Consider the following 15,022-nt stretch of genomic DNA (forward strand, 5'->3'; position numbering starts at 1 on the left):
AGACAACGGACATAAATTGCGGTAAAATCACTCTCTTGGTGAGGACGGCATGTTCGTGTTCATTTTGTGCAACTTTGTGGAAAGAGATTGACGCATGGGTACGGTTTTCGATCCGTTTGGCGCTCGCGATACATTTTCGGCCCCTCAGGGAGAAATGGGGATTTACCGGATTCGCCGGCTTCAGGATCAGGGACTTTGCGACGTAGATTCGCTTCCTTATTCGATCCGTATCTTGCTCGAAGCGGTTCTCCGTTCGTGCGACGGATTCATTGTCTCGGAAGATGACGTTCGCCGTTTGGCCGCTTGGAATCCCCACAATCCGGATCCCAGCGAAGTTCCCTTCATGCCGTCCCGCGTCGTCCTGCAAGACTTTACCGGCGTGCCGGCCGTGGTTGATCTGGCCGCGATGCGCAGCGCCATGAAGCGACTGGGCGGCGACCCCAACAAAATCAATCCGCTGATTCCGGTCGACCTGGTGATTGACCACTCGGTGCAGGTCGACGCCTTCGGCGGCGCTGATTCGCTTGAGCGGAATGTCGAGCTCGAATTCCAACGCAATCGCGAACGTTACGAGTTCCTCCGCTGGGGCCAAAAGGCGCTTGATAATTTCCGCGCCGTTCCGCCGAATGTCGGCATCGTCCATCAGGTGAACTTGGAATTTCTGGCCAAAGGGGTCTTCGTTCGTCAGGACGCAAAAGGCCCGGTCGCCGTGCCTGATACGCTGGTCGGCACCGATAGCCATACGACCATGATCAACGGCCTGGGCGTCGTTGGTTGGGGCGTCGGCGGAATCGAAGCCGAAGCGGTCATGCTGGGCCAACCGATCTACATGCTCACTCCGGAAGTCGTCGGTTTTGAAATCTCCGGCCAACTTCCTCCCGGCGTCACCGCGACCGACCTGGTGCTGACCGTCACGCAGATCCTGCGTAAGGAAGGGGTTGTCGGCAAGTTTGTCGAGTTCTTCGGCGACGGCGTCAGCAAGATGAGCCTGGCCGATCGCGCCACGATCGCCAACATGGCGCCCGAGTATGGCGCCACCATGGGCTTTTTCCCAGTCGACGCCGAAACGCTCAACTACCTGCGCCGCACCGGTCGTAGTGAGGATGAAGTCGCGCTGGTCGAAGCTTACACGAAAGAGCTGGGCGTCTTCCGCACCGATGACGCGCCGACTCCCAAGTTCACCACGCTGTTGAAGCTTGACGTCAGCACGGTCGAACCTTCGATGGCCGGACCGAAACGGCCGCAAGACCGCGTTTCGCTGGCCAACATGAAGTCGGAATTCCATCGCTCGTTGCAGGCGCCGGTCGATCAACGCGGTTTCGCGCTGACGGCGGAAGAAATGGGGAGCACCGGCACCGTCAAAAACAACGGCAAGTCGGAAGAAATCGGGCACGGCGCCGTCGTCATCGCGGCGATCACCAGCTGCACTAACACCAGCAACCCTTCGGTGATGTTGGCGGCCGGTTTGCTCGCTCGCAACGCCGCGGCCAAGGGGCTGCGAGTTCCTTCCTACGTGAAGACCAGCTTGGCGCCTGGTTCTCGCGTGGTGACTGACTATCTGATCAAAGCGGGTCTGATGGACGACCTGGAAACTCTCGGTTTCAGTCTGGTCGGCTACGGCTGCACCACCTGCATCGGCAACAGCGGTCCTTTGCCTGATCCGGTCGCCGCCGCAGTGACCAGCGGCAACCTGGTTGCTTCGGCCGTTTTGAGCGGCAATCGCAACTTTGAAGGTCGCGTCAATCCGCTGGTCAAAGCCAACTATCTGGCGAGCCCGCCGTTGGTGGTCGCGTACGCCATCGCCGGCAGCACTGACATCGACCTGGTGACCGAGCCGCTCGGCCAGGATGGCGAAGGCAACGACGTCTTCTTGAAGGACATCTGGCCCACCTCGGAAGAAGTGTTGGCGACGATCGAATCGTCGGTGAAGCCAGAGATGTTCCGCAATCAATACGAAACGGCGTTCGAGTCGAATCCGACCTGGAACAAAATCGCCGTCGTCGAAGGCGAACTGTACGACTGGAACGAAGAGAGCACCTACATCCAAGAACCGCCGTTCATGGTCGCGATGGGACAAGAGCCCGATGCGATCCAGCCGATCTCCGGGGCTCGCGTCTTGGCGCTGTTGGGCGATTCGGTCACGACCGACCATATCTCGCCTGCCGGAGCGATCGCCAAAGATGGCCCCGCCGGGCGTTACCTGATGGAAAAAGGGGTCCAGCCGATCGACTTCAACAGTTACGGTTCGCGTCGCGGCAATGATCGCGTGATGCATCGCGGTACTTTCGCCAACATTCGCATCCGCAATCGTCTGGCGCCCGGCACCGAAGGGGGCTGGACCCGTTATCTGCCGACCGACGAAGTGATGTCGATCTACGACGCCGCCGAGAAGTACAAAGCCGACGGCACGCCGTTGGTGGTCTTGGCCGGCAAAGAGTACGGCACCGGCAGCAGCCGCGACTGGGCCGCCAAGGGAACCTTCATGCTGGGCGTCAAAGCGGTCATCACCTCCAGCTTTGAACGGATTCACCGCAGCAACCTGGTTGGCATGGGGATCTTGCCGTTGGAGTTCCCCGCTGGCAAGTCCTGGGAAACGCTTGGCCTCACCGGTGACGAATCGTTTGATATCGTGGTCGAAGACGGCTTGCTCCCCGGCGGCGACGTCGCCGTCAAAACGACCAAGCCGGATGGAACCGTCATGGAGTTCCAGGCCAAGTGCCGCATCGACACTCCGGTCGAAATGGAATACTACCGCAACGGCGGCATCCTGCAGACCGTGCTGCGTAAACTGCTGAAAGGCTAATCGCCCCCAGCAACTTCATGGTTCAAAACCAACGGCCGCAAGCAGCAATTCTTGCGGCCGTTTTTGTTTCCTCCGGACCGGACCGGACCGCAACGATTTTTTCGCCCCGCACAACCATCCTCATTGCCGAGGTAGTTTCCACGGCAGGGTGAATCGACGCCACCATTGTCGCCTTTCGCTCCCGCGAAAGTAGCGCGCATAAGACGCTACTTTCGCGGGAGCGAAAGGCGACTATGGGGCAGATTCGGTCGGGTGCGCAAACCGGTCCGGTTGATTTTTCGATAGTGAAATCGATTGCGGTGTTCTCACCCGCCCTACGATTTTAGAGAGGCGGACCGGACCGGACCGTTGCTTTTTTTCTGGCGGGGTTGAATAGTCAATCCAGCGGTAGGTGGGGCGGCGTTCTGATTTTTGTGCGGCGGACCGGACCAGTCCGATTTTTCCGGACTCCAGCAAGCGATTCCATGTGGCCGCGAAGCGGGTTCCGTTGATGCCGCATTGATCGCGAATTCGCGATTTGGTCGCTTTCGTTTCCTCAACCTTAGTCATTGTCGCGCGAATTTTCGCTTGCAGCCGCTCCTCATGCGCGGCCGTTTCGCAGGCCTTCGTTTCCGCTTCGATCGCGTCGGCGTCGCGGAGCGTTACGCGCCAACTTCTTCCTTGCGGGGCCGCCAATTTTCCTTCGTCGATATCGACGCCCCAAACTCCTCCTTGCCCGGCGCAGCCGCCGCAGGTCAGACGCAACCGATGCAGACCGCCGCCAGGCGAATAATTTTCGCGGCGCTGAATCAACATCCATTGCCGCGCGAAATCGAGACATGCCGAAACATCGGTCGCCAGAGTCGCGCTGCGCGAGATCGCTTGGCGAGACTGACAACACAAGATCGGCGTCGCGCCGGCCATGACGCAGCATTTGACCAGGTGTTGCAACTGCTCTGCCTGCGTCTGCTTGTCGGTCGAAGTCAGACGCAACGCGTCGATCACAATCACTTCCAGTTGATGACGGCGGATCCACGCCCGCAGATGCTCCAAGTGCTTCGAATCGGCAGGGTTGGCGACCGCCAGAGACCAGATCAGATTCGGCAAATTGGCTGGGTCAACTTCGCTGGATTCGCTCCAGCGCCGCGCCAGATCGGCCAGCGCTTGCCGCTCGTCATGACGGCTGACATAGCCGACGCGAAACGGGCGATCGACGGCGATCTGCCCTAAAAACTTGCCGCCGCTCGCCAGCGCCGCGCACAAGTCGACGGCGATCGAAGACTTCATGCTTTTGCTCGGCCCGACGATCACGGCCGGCTCCTGTCGCACGAACATCCCCGGCAACAGCCACTCGAGCGGCTCTTGCTGCGCGATCAATTGATCGGTGGTCAGATCGAGAAACGGATTGCCGCCGCCGGCGATGTCGAGCCGAACGAGTTGGCTCTCCGGCGCCAATTGGAACGCCGCCTGATGGGCCTCAAAACGTTTGTGCAAGGTCGCCGCGTAGTCTTCAAATTTTTTGATTTCGCCGCGGCAATACAAAACGTCGCACAGCATTTCGATCGCGCTCTCTTCGTTATATCCGGCCGCCGCCAACCGCTTGAAGAGCTCTGGCAGGTCGTTGCAACGGATCCCTTGGGCCCGCATTTCCAGCATCGCGCTGCTGATGTCGTAATGCGACTGATGTTCAAAATATTCATGCCGCACCGGGCAAGTCGAAAACAGATCAGGCCGCATCAAAACCACGGCCAGCCAACGCGCTTCGGCGATTTCGCCCCGCGTCAGATTGCGGGTTTCAAAGTCAACGTGCGGCGTTCTTTGATTCTCGGTCAAGTGGGCGATCAGCCGACGAAGTTGATGGAGCGACATAAGAATTGCCTCCTCGCGAAAAGTGAAAACTTCAAACTCGCGCAGCGAAAAACCGCCACGAAACCGACCGATTGGGTAGTCGACCCCAGTTCCGTGCGCTTCGTCAAGAGACAATTTTTGCCAGAGCAAAAAGCCCGGCGCGGCCAGCCATAGTCGCCTTTCGCTCCGCGAAAGTAGCGTCTTAAGGATCGCGCTACTTTCGCGGAGCGAAAGGCGACTATGGGGGCTCCGATGGGCGAAACCAAGACCGTGCGTTATGACTTTTGCGGCAATTTTAAGAGAGGAGAGCATGCGCCGTTTATTCGGCTTGCTTCGTATTTCGCCGGTTTTTCCAATAGGCGGCTTGCAGGTAGAAGATCCCGCAACTGGAGACTTTTTCGCTATCGAGGCGCAGGATGGCTTCGGCTAGAAACGCTTGTTGTTGGGGAGGGAAACTTTCGCTGGGGGCAATTAACTGCGCTAACGCCGCCTCGCCGCTTTCGCGAATGCAGTACCAAACCTTGCGATAACGACCTGTCGAGGTAAGTCCTTCGCCGGTTCGCCAGTCGGTGCAAAGCATGGTTAGATCGAGCGTCTCGGCTCTTTGGTTCGCATGACGAGCGCGGTCAGCGCATCGCGCGGCGATCGAGGTCGAAATCTGCGTGATCGCCTCTTTCAGTTTGGCGTCTTGCTCCAAAACGTAAAGCAACTCGAGAGAAGCTTGCATTTGCAACAGAGCATAGGTCGGCGTGTGCTCTTCGATCGTGTGGGATTGCTCAATCGCCGGCCGCAGATACTTTTGATACTGGTCGTAGTATTCACGTTTTCCGGTGACATCCCAAGCCGCCGCATAGATCATCGGCAGTCGCGCGACTTCGTGCCCTTTGACTTGCCACATCCGGCTATTGCCGCGCACCGCGCGAGAGCCATCAGCGCGGAGCGAATCATAGTTATTCGCTTCGATCACGGTCGCCGTCATGCGATCGGCGATGGCCGAGAGGATCTCGCCGATTTCCGTTCGCGCTGCTGGACTGCAAAGGGGGCTACGAGAATAAAGCCACATGCCGTGGACGGCATGCGTGTATTGGTCGCGCGAAGAACTGAGGTAGATTGACTTCAAGTCGTCGGCGCTGACGGCTCTGGCGACAAATCCGGGAACGCCGTGCGCGGTCGCGGAAAGTTTGATTCCGGCAAACACATCTTTGGCGCAGCGGCGTAACTCTTCGTCGCCGGTCACCGCATATTTGTCGACGATCAGCGACATCATGACTCCAGCTGAAATCATGCCGTCTTCCATGCCGGTGTCATAGCCGCAATCGTTGGGAAATTCTCGCTGGATCTCATCTAATGACGGCAAGTGATCCAGTTCGTGACCGGGCTCATAGCTCGACAGATAATCATAGAAAAGGTGGGTTCGCGGCAAATAAAACCGCTCCCACGTGACGTCCCACAGGCCCTCGATCCGATCCTTGACTGGGAGGGCGCTAAGGCGATCGCCGCTGGCTGCTTCCGCAGAAGAATGCTCTGGATTGGATTCGTCGGCCATCAGCAAACGAACCGAAAGACAGAAAACTAGCAGCAAGAGAATCTTAGCTCGTGACATGGCGATAAATATCGAAGCGTGGAAGTAGAAGTTGGTGGGAATGGGCAAGGTCTCGCAGTGACAATGACGCACTTTCCTACGTCGAATCGACTAGGAACGAGTCCGCATGAATGATAGTCCAACCAGGTAGGCAGGGCAACGCGATCTCAAGCGGCGGCGGCAAGGCATACATTCGATGTTAGGTGAGTATAAGTACTCGCACGTCGAATGAAGCGAGAAAGTCAAAGGTGTATCGATAGAAAATAACCCATGGGAAATTTATTGACGGTATCGGGGGCCCTCTGTATACTGCGGAATCGATGTTTGCTGTAATGAATGCAGCTGCGTTTTTTGTTGCAGATGTGATCGTTTATTGCCTTGCATCAATGGTTTGTTGACGCCGTCAGGTGTTGTAGCCAAAGTCTGGTTTACTGTTGTCTTGAAGTGATGAATTGCTTGCAGTTCGAGCTGTCGAAGCCAGACTGGTTAGCCCTTTCGCGACTGCAGTCCCTTGCTTTGAGTGGCAATCATTCACAAAGCTCAGGTTGAGTGGGCCATTTTTTTCGCGTTGTAAATCCATTGCCGAACAGGTCACGCCTTGGGTTGCTCGACGGACCATTGCTGGCGTTTTCATCACAGCTGAATTTCAGGCGAAAGAATCGCGACATCGGTTGGTGGATTCTAGGCGTCAGAGATGCAAAGAAATTCATAAGTACATAGATGAGTATCATTGTGAGTCGTGTGACTTTGATGTTCCTGGTTGTAAGATAATTTTGTATGTATATATTGTTGTTGTCATTATTGTCGTAATTCGTCTTGAGGAAAAATTATGCAGTCACCTACTCGATCCGCCCGAGGTTTTACCTTGGTGGAATTGTTGGTTGTCATCGCCATTATCGGCGTGTTGATCGCGCTCTTGTTACCAGCCGTTCAGCAAGCGCGTGAAGCGGCGCGACGCATGCAGTGCTCCAACAACTTGAAGCAATTGGGGTTGGGCGTTCACAACTGGCACGACACGTTTGGCAAACTTCCACCGCTGGTGCTGAATTCTGGCCGTGCGAGCTTTTTCGTACAGATTTTGCCACAAATGGAGCAACGGGCCGCGTTTGACATGCTGAACGGCGGAAATGCAGATTCGGCGAATCCGACGCACATGGGCGATGAGATGGAGACCAATTGGGATCGTCTGAATGATACGGAGAAAGAGGGCTTAGCGAACATTAACTATATGACTTGCCCGTCTCGCCGCTCTTCGAGTGAAGCAATTCGCCCGAGCGGCGCCGCGCGGGGCCCGCTGGGCGACTACGCCGCTGTCGCAATTGGATTGGATGTTTACTCGACATCCACGCTGACCGACTCGTTGTGGTGGCAGCATCATGATGCGGCCGACTCGGCGAGCGCCAACCGTCTGAAGTCGGCTTTGATTGTCGCCAAGCCTGGCCCGTCGTCGGTAGCGGCCCCTGAGCGTTGGGCCCAAGGAACCTCGAGAAATTCGTTCGCCAATATTACGGATGGACTCAGCAATACGGCGATCGTCGGTGAGAAGCATGTTGCGGCCAAAGAAATCGGCAAGTGCTGCAGCGGCAACGACAATTCGGATGGAAGCTGGTTGTTTAACAGCCATACAGGACGCGAGTACAACGTAGCTCGTAACCTGCGTGCTCGTATGGGACGCGGACCCAATGACATTGACGTTCGCCCCAGTATCTTGATTGGATTCGGCAGTTGGCACCCCGGCATCAGTCAGTTTCTACTTGCAGATGGATCGGTTACCAACCTTTCCAATACGACGCCAGAGCTGGTGCGTCGCCAGTACGGCCACATTAGCGACGGCACGGTCATCTCCGAGTAACTCTCCTTTCCCTCTTACTGCTGGGACTTGGACTGGGGTGAAGGCAAACCCGAACGCCAGAACCGTTTGCACGGTTCTGGCGTGACGACGTTAGGTTGGTCGCAATGTGCCGAGCGTTGAATGATTGTTTCGGCGGCGGCATTCTGAAACTGGGAGAGTCAAGTGAAACGTATTGATCTGGCGATATTATGTGCGGCGGTTTTCGTGTTGCCCCTGGTCGTAGGCTGTTGGAGCAATTACGAAAACACCGTAACGGCGACGGTAACTTATGAAGATGGAGCGCCGGTGCCCACCGGCACGGTGAGTTTCACCAAGAATAATTTCGAGACGTTCGGCAAAATTGAGAATGGTCGCGTCAATATCGGAAACATGGATGGAGGGGTTCCCGACGGAACCTACAAAATCGCTGTGCGCGCGTTCGTGCAAAAGTCCGAAACGGACTTTACGTTAGAGTCGATCGTCGCACGCAAATTCGAGGATCCAGAAACCTCCGGAATCGTCATCGAAGTCCAAGGTAATAAGAGCATCGAGATTGTCGTCGCGAGACCGTAGTCGCTGACGACTTCCAATCACGCTGTTTTAGGATTTGGAACCCAGGTCTAATTTATACGGTTCCATCCCTTCTCCTACTTCGACGATCAAGGGAGACGTCGTCTCTGACCTGTAGACGGCAGGGATGCGTTCTTTGGCTGCCTTGCGGCGGACAGGCTGAATCATGCTGATCGCAGCAGGAGGCCCGATCCCTTCGATCGATTCGCCTTGGATCGATTCCAGGGGAAGCGATCCTTCTGAATTGGCGGCATGGATAGGAAACATCGGCTCTTGGACAATCACGTGATAGCGTCCAGGCTGACAGCCGCGGTAGTCGCGCACCGCGCCGGGAACGATTGTCAGCAAGTTGAACTTTCCTTCCGCATCGGTGTTGCCGGAGGCGCCTTGTCCGTCTGTTCCATCGACGGGGTAAAAGGTAATGCTCTTGAAGGGAAGCGGTTTCCCATCCAGCGTCAGTATTCCCTGGGCTGGAAATCGCGCTGGGCCTGGATCGCTGCAACCGACGGCGCCGATTGCGATCAAGACAAAGGTTATTTTCGATAGCTGGATCATCAGACTCATCCTGTATTTTGATAAATAATCGCACTGATCATGCGCGACTTGAAAATATGGAATGTTAAGCCACCTTTTCTTCGTAGCCCGACGCGCGAGTTTTGAAGTTGCGCTATTTCGAATCAATCGAACGCTAGCCCGCCAGCGCAAGCGAGGGAATACGGCTCGCCACTTCAATCCGGGTTAGGATCGCCAACTCTATTCCCTCGCTGGCGCTGGCGGGCTAGTGTGACGATTTTCGGTGGATTCGGCCCCTGTTTGATCGTGCTTCACCCGTGTTCAACACTTCCTGAATTGCTAAATAGCGCAACCTCAATACGCGCGAGCGAGGGAAACGCGTTTGGATAAAATGCCGAATGTCTAAATCCTAATGTCTAATGAAGACCGAACGGCCGAGTCGTTTCTTCCTTCATTAGACATTCGTCCTTCGACATTAGGCATTCTAGTTGAGATGCATGTGCTAACGAAGCGAGACTACTTTTCCATCCGCCATCGTGGTCAGATTTAGCAAGGTTGGCTTATCGATGGTCTCTGCGATGAATTGAACCGATCCGTCCCCCATGACAAAGTGACAACCGCCGGGATGCAAACTGGCGGCTGCGACCCACCAACTACGTGCGCGACCACGAATGGGAGTGAAGGGAGGATTTTCCCAAGTTACATGAGCCCACGGTTGATGCCAGACGTTGATGCCGCCATAGGTCGCATCGCGATGGGGATCAATGCCGGTCATGGTCCAGCCGCGATAAGCCCAAGCAAACGCACCGCCGTTGACGTGATACTTGGTGGTCTCTCCTAGCATGAATGTGTTGGACAGGCCATCCACAACTTCGGCCAGACGCGTATTGACGTCGGATCCAAACATTCGTTTCGTTTCGGCAGACGCCTTCACGTAGGCATTGCAATCATAGAGTTCCGGAATGCAGGAAACGATGAATTCATAATTGGTCGCGGCGCCGGAATAAGATCCGCCTGGGCCATAGGCGGATCCCGCACATCTCCCTTTGACCGGATTGTTGTCGGAAACGCAGAGGAACGCTTCTAGTTCCGTTTCGGCTAGTGCGGCGTTTCCATTGGTGACTGGGTCACCCACGATTGTGCCGCCGAGCGCATATTGGTGAGTCGTCGAGATCGCGTAGGCTTCTTTGTGGTTGAATTGGTCGTACAGGTTTTGTTGCTCGATATAGGGAAGCAGCGACACAAGCCCATTGGCGTTTTTGATCTCGCCGTTCACAGGCCCCAGATCGTCACATCCACCGTAGCCGCGACTTGACGCTGGGAGTGCGCTATGGGTCGAAACATAGTTATGTACGGCCAGGCCCAACTGTTTCATTTTGTTGCTGCAGTCCATGCGTCGCGCCGCTTCGCGGGCTTGTTGCACCGCCGGCAGCAACAGTGCGATCAACACGCCGATGATGGCGATCACCACGAGCAATTCGACCAAGGTAAAGCCGGGCCGGATTGGGAGAGTTTGCCGAGAAAGTTTCGGGATGGAAGGTGGTGATTGAACAGCCAGCCGAACGCGAGAAGAACCAGCGAGAAGGAGTCGATAAGAGCGAGCCATGAGAGGAAATCTCCGAATGATATTACGGGATATTACCGCGAGTAACGCAACCATCCGCCAGGATCACAAGATCGAGTCTATCGCTTTTTGACACAAAATCGACACTTCATTTGATACAATAATTTGAAATGGCAGCTTGCAATAGATGCAATCGATGGGGTGAAGCGAGCGAATGTCGATGATCCACGCAATATCACTGCACTAACTGGAATTCTCTTCCCAGAAGCGGCCGATCGCGCGAATGCCGGCAGCCCCGGGTGTCGAGAAATAAAGAGAGACGCAGTGCGAGTAAAACCGCAGAACATGGATTTCAGAGCTGAATCAGCAAGAGCTGGGGCTCGCTTTCACTCTAGATGGGCTGCCTTGGTTGGCGGTGCGACGACAGGCGCCCAGCGCTTTCATTCCAGGCAGAGCTTGTCTGCGATGGGACTGCCGATCGCCGCTGAAAAATTATCCGAACAGTCGGAGACCTTCTACGAGACGCACGATAAAGCCGGATGGACCCCAAAAAAGAGATTTGCAAAGCAGGATTCGCAAGCCTCTCTGTGAAAGATCGGAGGATTACCGGAGGGCTTTCCCCTACTTTTTCGTAGTCAGCTTCAATTCCACAGGTTGTCCCGAAGCCACAGTCGCTCTCAATGCAGACTGTTCCTGGCTTGAGTATCTGGAAGGGAGTGATTCCCTGGCCGGCGATTCGATGGGAGGCGTGGTGTCATTTTCCGGAACCGGGGCCCCATCGGGCATCAGACGATAGCTTACCGCCACTCGGTAGTCGCCTGCCGGCAAACCCTGACCTCCCCGGTAATAAACAATTTCGAACTCGCCTTCTTCTCGGGTTCGACCTTTTCCCCCGATACCCGGCGTGTCATTGATCGGCAGAAAATAAACGTCGGCATTCACCAGCGGCTTATCATCCAACATCACCATTCCAGTAGCGGGCGTTAGTTCAGGGCCTTCCTCACTGGATCCACAACCGGCACAAACTCCACTTATCAGTAGGACGATCGCGATCATTGACAGCCGGAACTCGATAGCACTCATGGACAACCTCAAATAAAGAGAACAGAAAAGTATCAGCAGGCTTAAGGGATTTGCACCACAGAGCCATCAGAAATTTTTCCCAGCCCTATCAATATTGTGAGGTCCATATTCTCGGGAAAGAAACTCACTGCGCCACTGCCCAACGCGAAATGAGCACCACCCTTGTGCAGGCTTCCGACCTGTCCCCAGCTGTTTAAATTTCCAACATCAGGGCGAGTCCATCCAGTCGGAATGTCCCAGACGTTGATCCCAGGATCGACATCACCGCCAGATGCCACCCAGCCACGCATCCCCCAGGCAGGCGCGTCGCCGTTGTAAACTTCCCGAGTCGTTTCACAGACCATGATCGTATTGGACGTGCCGTCTGTGACATCACGGATTTTACACTTGCTGTTTTCGCCAAACATTTTACGTGAGGCGCCTCCCTGGGTCGCCCAGTAATTACAACTAATTGTCTGATCTGAACTCAATTCATAATTTGTTTTGGCAGGCCCCGGTGCGACCGTCGTTCCATAGGCTGCGCTGGTTCCCAAGTGGGTGCTTCCAGAATCGGAAGGACAGAGAAAGACATCAAGCAGGGTCGTCATCTCATCGGCATTATCAGCCGGATCGCCAGCCAGCGGCGCACCCGCTCCCGTATAACTGCAGCAATAGCCGGTGTTCTGGGCACTGTTGGCCGAATTCTGATTGATGCTGTCGTAGAGGGCCGACTGTTCGAGAAAAGGCAGCAGGAAGGACAGGCCATTTTTGTTATGTGTGGTTCTATCGGGATCTGGAGTTCCCAGGGTGCACCACCCGTAGTTGACGCCGGCCGGAGGAAAGACGCTGTGCGTATCGTGGTAGATATGTAACGCGAGGCCAACTTGCTTTATTTTGTTGATACAAGTAGCACGCCGCGCCGCTTCGCGAGCTTGTTGCACCGCTGGCAGCAGCAGCGCGATTAAGACGCCGATGATTGCGATCACCACCAGCAGTTCGACCAAGGTAAAGCCGGGTCGAATTCGGCGAGTTGGTCGAGAAGGCTTCCGGCTGGAAGGTGGTGATTGAACAGCCGGCTGAACGTGAAAAGAACATGCGAGAAGGAGTCGATGAGAGCGAGCCATGAGAGGAAATCTCCGAATGATATTACGGGATATTACCGCGAACAACGCAACCATCCGCCAGGATCACAAGATCGAGTGTATCGCTATTTGGCATAAAATCGACACTTCATTTGATACAGTAATTTGAAATGGCAGCTTGCAATAGATGCAATTAATGGAAAGGGTATCGTAGATGTTCTAGAATGCCTCACTAACGCCTTACAACAAAGAAATCTCTTCCCTGTAACCGCGAAAGCGCTACCGATGGGCTGTCTGGTCGGTTTCTAAAACGGATGCGCGTTTCGAGAAAAAACGTCTGAGGAGAGTCGTCGCCGACTTGTTACATGCTCAAAAAAGCTTGCTTGTTATGCGGTCGTGATCGCGACGGCAAAGATGCGTCGGACCGGCGCCGTTTCCTGGTTTTGATAGGCGTCGGGGTGCGCAGTGAGATCTGCGGCGAGTTGGCGAATTGCCAACAGATGGATGGGTAAGATCGATTCGTCGGCGGCGCTAAGCAGTTCTAACGCTCGGGCCGCATGTCGCGCGACGCCTATCGGCGCTCCTTCGCGCGCCTTGACTCCGGCGGCGGCTAGCTTGATGAGGCCTTTGATCGCATCGGCTTGCTCTCCTCCTCTTCCCAAGGCTTGCCAGACGGCTTCCCAGGCCTCGTGCGCTTCCCAATAGTAGCCGGTGTTAAAGAGATCGATTCCCCACAAAAAGCATTCGCAAGTTCGCAGCTCGACCGGCGTCGCGAGCTTTGGCGGATGCATCTGGTAGCTATGTCCGTCAGGATGCGACAGCGGATGAACGTGCATCCCCGGCACGTAGGAATAAGGAGGAAGCTGCAGGTGGGGGACGTAACGATGCATCGGCGGCTCTGGTTTTCTCCAACGGACTGGGGCCGTATGCTGAGTAGGAGCGAACGGCCGACGGCAATCGTAAGGATAGCGACAAGTGAGCGAAGCGAAAGTTATTGTGGTCACAGGAGCCACCCGCGGGCTAGGCCGGGCGCTGGTGTCCAAGTTTGCCGACGCGGGACATACGGTCATCGGCTGCGGGCGAAATGCGGAGCATGTCGCCAAGTTAACGGAGCAGTTGGGAGGCCCGCATCGGTTTGACGTGCTCGACGTGACGCAGTACGAAGCGGTCGCGGCTTGGGGTGCCGAGGTGATCGCCCAGTTTGGTCCGCCTGATCTGCTGGTCAACAACGCCGCGTTGATGAACGAGTCCAAAGTGCTGTGGGAGATTGATCCCCAAGAATTCAGCAATCTGATGGACGTCAATCTGAAAGGGATGTTTTACGTCCTCCGCAGCTTCGTACCGGCGATGGTCGCACGCCAGCAGGGGGTGATCGTCAACTTCAGTTCGGGCTGGGGCCGTTCGGTTTCGCCGAAAGTAGCGCCCTACTGCAGCACCAAATATGGGGTCGAAGGAATGACGCTGGCGCTGGCGAAAGAACTTCCCCGCGGCATGGCGGCGGTTCCGTTTAGTCCCGGCGCGGTGAACACCGATATGTTGCAGATTTGTTTGGGCGAAAGTGCGAATGGATTTTCCTCGGCCGAGAAATGGGCCGAGGTCGGCGCCCCCTTTTTGTTGAAACTTGGTCCCCGCGACAACGGCAAGTCGCTTACCGCATCTGTCTAAGTGACCCGTCGCATGCGCGAACATCCCGCCGATCAGAACGAAGATCGCCTTTTGGGCGAGTGCGACATGCGCCGCGAGCGGCGCAGCGGCCCGGGGGGGCAGCACCGGAACAAAGTGGAGACCGCCGTCGTATTGACCCATCAGCCGACCAAGATCAGTGCCGAAGCGAACGAGCGCCGGTCCCAGGCCGAAAATCGCCAAATTGCGATCTTTCGGCTAAGATTACGCTTGGCGGTGCAGGTTCGTTGCGAGACTTCGCTCGACGCTTCCCCCAGTTCGCTCTGGAAATCGCGGGTGCGGGGAGGCAAGATCGCCGTGAATCCAACGCATGATGACTTTCCGTCGCTGTTGGCCGAAGGGCTCGATTACCTCGCGGCGGCCGATTGGGATGCAAAACGAACGGCTCAGGCGTTATCTTGCAGTACGACGCAGTTGGTCCGTTTTCTTAAAGACGAGCCTGCCGCGTTTCAACAATTCAATCAACAGCGGGCCGAGCGTGGTTTGCGCCCGTTGACATAGTTAC

The 15,022-nt window shown here is 55.9% G+C and carries 12 protein-coding genes; 5 read left to right on the forward strand and 7 right to left on the reverse strand.

Features of this window, described 5'->3' with window-relative positions; genetic code table 11:
- Nucleotides 1–94: 94 nt before the first annotated feature.
- Complete coding sequence (gene acnA / locus M4951_RS12425) at nucleotides 95–2,803, forward strand: aconitate hydratase AcnA (RefSeq protein ID WP_262026795.1); 2,709 nt, start codon at nucleotides 95–97, stop codon at nucleotides 2,801–2,803.
- A 231-nt stretch (nucleotides 2,804–3,034) separates the two neighbouring features.
- Here acnA and M4951_RS12430 read toward each other — a convergent pair whose 3' ends face one another.
- Complete coding sequence (locus tag M4951_RS12430) at nucleotides 3,035–4,651, reverse strand: AAA family ATPase (RefSeq protein ID WP_262026796.1); 1,617 nt, start codon at nucleotides 4,649–4,651, stop codon at nucleotides 3,035–3,037.
- 298 nt (nucleotides 4,652–4,949) lie between these two features.
- Entirely contained in the window at nucleotides 4,950–6,233 is a 1,284-nt protein-coding gene (locus M4951_RS12435) for a hypothetical protein (RefSeq protein ID WP_262026797.1), read from the reverse strand.
- A gap of 808 nt (nucleotides 6,234–7,041) precedes the next feature.
- On the opposite strand from M4951_RS12435, the gene M4951_RS12440 reads away from it, so the two are divergent.
- Complete coding sequence (locus tag M4951_RS12440) at nucleotides 7,042–8,064, forward strand: DUF1559 domain-containing protein (RefSeq protein ID WP_262026798.1); 1,023 nt, start codon at nucleotides 7,042–7,044, stop codon at nucleotides 8,062–8,064.
- Between the two features lie 162 nt (nucleotides 8,065–8,226).
- On the forward strand, nucleotides 8,227–8,616 hold the full coding sequence (locus tag M4951_RS12445; protein ID WP_262026799.1) for a hypothetical protein: 390 nt from the start codon (nucleotides 8,227–8,229) through the stop codon (nucleotides 8,614–8,616).
- 27 nt (nucleotides 8,617–8,643) lie between these two features.
- Here M4951_RS12445 and M4951_RS12450 read toward each other — a convergent pair whose 3' ends face one another.
- The 5 genes from M4951_RS12450 to M4951_RS12470 form a co-directional block, all read right to left on the reverse strand.
- Entirely contained in the window at nucleotides 8,644–9,168 is a 525-nt protein-coding gene (locus M4951_RS12450; RefSeq protein WP_262026800.1) for a hypothetical protein, read from the reverse strand.
- Between the two features lie 460 nt (nucleotides 9,169–9,628).
- Nucleotides 9,629–10,732 (reverse strand): DUF1559 domain-containing protein, encoded by a 1,104-nt coding sequence (locus tag M4951_RS12455; RefSeq protein ID WP_262026801.1) that lies wholly within the window; start codon nucleotides 10,730–10,732, stop codon nucleotides 9,629–9,631.
- A gap of 579 nt (nucleotides 10,733–11,311) precedes the next feature.
- On the reverse strand, nucleotides 11,312–11,773 hold the full coding sequence (locus tag M4951_RS12460) for a hypothetical protein (RefSeq protein WP_262026802.1): 462 nt from the start codon (nucleotides 11,771–11,773) through the stop codon (nucleotides 11,312–11,314).
- Between the two features lie 41 nt (nucleotides 11,774–11,814).
- On the reverse strand, nucleotides 11,815–12,774 hold the full coding sequence (locus M4951_RS12465) for a DUF1559 domain-containing protein (RefSeq protein WP_410050434.1): 960 nt from the start codon (nucleotides 12,772–12,774) through the stop codon (nucleotides 11,815–11,817).
- 446 nt (nucleotides 12,775–13,220) lie between these two features.
- Entirely contained in the window at nucleotides 13,221–13,724 is a 504-nt protein-coding gene (locus M4951_RS12470; RefSeq protein WP_262026804.1) for a DUF309 domain-containing protein, read from the reverse strand.
- 85 nt (nucleotides 13,725–13,809) lie between these two features.
- On the opposite strand from M4951_RS12470, the gene M4951_RS12475 reads away from it, so the two are divergent.
- Both M4951_RS12475 and M4951_RS12480 read left to right on the forward strand, forming a co-directional pair.
- Nucleotides 13,810–14,499 carry an SDR family oxidoreductase gene (locus tag M4951_RS12475; RefSeq protein ID WP_262026805.1) on the forward strand — a complete coding sequence of 230 codons (690 nt, stop codon included), beginning with the start codon at nucleotides 13,810–13,812 and terminating at the stop codon, nucleotides 14,497–14,499.
- A 12-nt stretch (nucleotides 14,500–14,511) separates the two neighbouring features.
- Entirely contained in the window at nucleotides 14,512–15,018 is a 507-nt protein-coding gene (locus M4951_RS12480; protein ID WP_262026806.1) for a peptide chain release factor family protein, read from the forward strand.
- The last annotated feature ends 4 nt before the right edge of the window (nucleotides 15,019–15,022 follow it).

The sequence above is a fragment of the Blastopirellula sp. J2-11 genome (assembly GCF_024584705.1).
Classification (GTDB): Bacteria; Planctomycetota; Planctomycetia; order Pirellulales; family Pirellulaceae; genus Blastopirellula.

What these genes read in the sequence shown, in the direction of transcription:
- M4951_RS12480 (WP_262026806.1), top strand. Translation starts at nt 14,512, where the DNA reads ATGCGCGAACATCCCGCCGATCAGAACGAAGATCGCCTTTTGGGCGAG.
- M4951_RS12435 (WP_262026797.1), bottom strand. Translation starts at nt 6,233, where the DNA reads ATGTCACGAGCTAAGATTCTCTTGCTGCTAGTTTTCTGTCTTTCGGTT.
- M4951_RS12455 (WP_262026801.1), bottom strand. Translation starts at nt 10,732, where the DNA reads ATGGCTCGCTCTTATCGACTCCTTCTCGCTGGTTCTTCTCGCGTTCGG.
- M4951_RS12430 (WP_262026796.1), bottom strand. Translation starts at nt 4,651, where the DNA reads ATGTCGCTCCATCAACTTCGTCGGCTGATCGCCCACTTGACCGAGAAT.
- M4951_RS12470 (WP_262026804.1), bottom strand. Translation starts at nt 13,724, where the DNA reads ATGCATCGTTACGTCCCCCACCTGCAGCTTCCTCCTTATTCCTACGTG.
- M4951_RS12450 (WP_262026800.1), bottom strand. Translation starts at nt 9,168, where the DNA reads ATGATCCAGCTATCGAAAATAACCTTTGTCTTGATCGCAATCGGCGCC.
- M4951_RS12440 (WP_262026798.1), top strand. Translation starts at nt 7,042, where the DNA reads ATGCAGTCACCTACTCGATCCGCCCGAGGTTTTACCTTGGTGGAATTG.
- acnA (WP_262026795.1), top strand. Translation starts at nt 95, where the DNA reads ATGGGTACGGTTTTCGATCCGTTTGGCGCTCGCGATACATTTTCGGCC.
- M4951_RS12460 (WP_262026802.1), bottom strand. Translation starts at nt 11,773, where the DNA reads ATGAGTGCTATCGAGTTCCGGCTGTCAATGATCGCGATCGTCCTACTG.